The 2,854-nt window shown below is 34.0% G+C and carries 5 protein-coding genes; all 5 read right to left on the reverse strand.

The window, feature by feature from the left end:
- Window positions 1–204 (reverse strand): hypothetical protein (locus tag ENL20_06475; GenBank protein ID HHE38200.1); only part of this gene is annotated, 204 nt, incomplete at its 3' end.
- Between the two features lie 164 nt (window positions 205–368).
- On the reverse strand, window positions 369–635 hold the full coding sequence (locus ENL20_06480) for an HPr family phosphocarrier protein (GenBank protein HHE38201.1): 267 nt from the start codon (window positions 633–635) through the stop codon (window positions 369–371).
- A 141-nt stretch (window positions 636–776) separates the two neighbouring features.
- Window positions 777–1,742, reverse strand: a complete 966-nt coding sequence (hprK, locus tag ENL20_06485) for an HPr(Ser) kinase/phosphatase (GenBank protein HHE38202.1) — start codon at window positions 1,740–1,742, stop codon at window positions 777–779.
- Window positions 1,743–1,803: 61 nt separating this feature from the next.
- Window positions 1,804–2,325, reverse strand: coding sequence for a ribosome-associated translation inhibitor RaiA (raiA, locus tag ENL20_06490; protein HHE38203.1), 522 nt, complete (start codon window positions 2,323–2,325; stop codon window positions 1,804–1,806).
- A gap of 57 nt (window positions 2,326–2,382) precedes the next feature.
- Window positions 2,383–2,844 (reverse strand): hypothetical protein, encoded by a 462-nt coding sequence (locus ENL20_06495; GenBank protein ID HHE38204.1) that lies wholly within the window; start codon window positions 2,842–2,844, stop codon window positions 2,383–2,385.
- Window positions 2,845–2,854 lie beyond the last annotated feature (10 nt).

Consider the following 2,854-nt stretch of genomic DNA (forward strand, 5'->3'; position numbering starts at 1 on the left):
ATTGTATATATCCTTAATAATTTCTTCCGCAGTTCTTTCATCTTTCCAAGCTCCAAAACATAAAGAAAAATCATATTCATCCATTGAATTATTATTGATTGATCTTGTTAATTTGATAATTAAATCCTTTTTTAATTCATTATCCCAATTTTTCATAAATCGGAAAAAACTAGCAACTTTCCTGTTTTCAATTGCGATATCCATTAGGTTACCTCCCTTTTTACAATATTATTAATTTTTCCTCTTCCACCTAAATATCTATAATATTCCATAGTCCAATAATTATATACTTAAGATTCAGGTCAATGAAAGAAAAAGTGATTACTGAAAATAGGCATAAAATATCGTTAACATCATTTCTTATCTTTTTATTCTTCCCCGAATTTAGAAGCAAAAAGTTCTGCAATTTCGTTAATAAGATATTCTTCATCAACACCATCAGCGATCAATTCCAATTCAGATTGATATTCGGCAGCTAAAGTCATCACTCCCATAATACTTTTACCGTTAATCTCCATATCATCCTTTTTGATCCGAAAATCAGAACGATATTTAGTGGCAGCTTTGACTATCATTGTAGCTGGTCTGGCATGCATTCCTAATTTATTGACAATTTGAATTCTCTTCCTGATCATATCTTTCTATTGATTATAAATTTCCTTATAGAATTTCTAACTCACCCTGTCCCTCACTTTAAAAGAGAGGGAACTATAAGAAAAAAATCATTCTTTTCTCCAATTTTCCCCTTCTCTTGAAAGAGAAGGGGTTGAGTTTTTTTACTCCTTATCGTCTATAAGTTTATTATTGATCTGAGCTTTTCTCTTGAGATCATCCTGTAATCTTTTAGTATAGACTTTAGCAGCATCGTAACCGAATGTTTTTGAAATATGGTTCATAGCAACAACTTCGATTATCACCGAGACATTTTTTCCTGGTGAAACAGGAAGATAAATAACCGGAATTTTTACTTCGAGAATATCAGTAAAATTATTACTTAAACCAATTCTTTCGTAATCCATATTATCACGCCAGGGCATCAATTCCACCTGAACTTCGATCCGTTTTTGAATTCTGACAGCTTGAATTCCGAACATCTTTTCCACATCGATCAGACCAACACCCCGGATCTCCATGAAATGACCGTAATCATTCGTCGAAGTTCCCATCAAAACATCGTCTTTATAAGTGATCTTCACAACATCGTCCGTGATCAGTCTGTGCCCTCGTTCAACCAGATCGAGAGCACATTCGCTCTTTCCAATTCCGCTTTTTCCGGTGAGCATGATCCCAACTCCAAAGACATCGATCAGAGTTCCATGAATTGTTTTTGATGGTGCAAAGACTACCCCGAGATATTTTCGCAAAGCATTGAATAATTTATCGGTTGATAATCTCGAACTTAAAATCGCCACATTCATTTCATCCGCAAGAAAGATTACCTGTTCGGGAACTGACAATCCCTTGGTGATAATGAAACAGGGAATTTCATAAACAAGAACATCTTTAACTCGATCATAAATTTCTTCATCTTTGAGTGATTGCAGATAACTGATCTCTGTTTCCCCGAGGATCTGGATCCTTTTATATGAAAATCGTTCCAGATAACCTGCAAAAGCAAGTCCGGGTTTATTCAGATAAGGACCTGTAATTTTATTCTCGAGAGTTTTAGGATTAGTTATCACGGATAGAGAAAAATCTTTCTCTTTATTCCGGAAAAACTTTTTAACACTAATTTCTTTCATAAGATATTACCTGAAAATTTAACTTGAAATATTAAATATCCAATATTAAGTATTAAATTTTTTATGGTTCGATCAGTTTATAATGAGCTTCATCTCTTTTTATCAAAACATTAATCCTGTCGGTTTCAGCATTTTTAAAGATCAAATATGGTTCAGCAATATTTTCGAAATTATCGAGAGCTTCATCAAGAGTAAATACTTCTGCTAAAATTCTTTTGATCTTTATCTTTTTACGCTGTTCGCTTTCGATCAGATTAGCATAAACATACTGGGAATTTTCCTTTATCCCTTTTTTCTGGTGATCAGTCCATTTACCTTTCAATTTCTTGATCTGATTTTCCATCTTATCGATCGCATTATCGATAGTAAGATACATATCCTTTTCGGAAGATTCACTTATAAAGTTGTTCTTGGGAACATTCAGGATCATCTCTGCTTTGTTCCGATTGTTCTCCAGAGATAAGATAAAATGAACATTAATAATGTGATCAAAGTACTTGGCTATCTTCTCACAAGCTACTTCAATATGATCACGAATGGCATTTGTCAACTCAAAATGACGGGCGGTAATTGTAGTTTGCATAATTTTACCCCTTTCTTTTTTTTAGTCCATGAACTCAAACTTTTCCGGATAAATGAATTAACCGGCAATGTCGTCCTTCATGGCTGTTTTTTTTATTATTTTTTTAACTCTTTCAGCATGATATGAACTGCGGACCAAAGGTGCGGATTCGATTAATCTGAATCCCATCTTTAAACCGATTTCCTTATAATTCCGAAATTCATCAGGATGGATATATCTGATAACCGGATGATGATTTTTTGAAGGCTGCATATATTGTCCGATAGTAAGAACATCCACCTTTACTTTTCGCAATTCTTTCATGATCCCGATAATTTCATCTCTTTCTTCACCCAGACCGACCATAAAACCGCTTTTTGTAATGATCCTTTTACTCTTTAATTTTACGAATTCCAGGATTTTCAAAGACCTTTCGAAATCTGCCCTTGGTCTAACTGTCGGATATAACCTGGGAACTGTCTCGACATTATGATTGATAACATCCGGCAAAGCTGTAATTATTTTATCAAGCTGTTCCAAATCTCCATTC

The organism is Candidatus Cloacimonadota bacterium, assembly GCA_011372345.1.
Lineage (GTDB): Bacteria > Cloacimonadota > Cloacimonadia > Cloacimonadales > TCS61 > DRTC01.

Coding starts and splice junctions, on each gene's coding strand:
- ENL20_06480 (HHE38201.1), bottom strand. CDS start 635: ATGATCAGGAAGAGAATTCAAATTGTCAATAAATTAGGAATGCATGCC.
- hprK (HHE38202.1), bottom strand. CDS start 1,742: ATGAAAGAAATTAGTGTTAAAAAGTTTTTCCGGAATAAAGAGAAAGAT.
- raiA (HHE38203.1), bottom strand. CDS start 2,325: ATGCAAACTACAATTACCGCCCGTCATTTTGAGTTGACAAATGCCATT.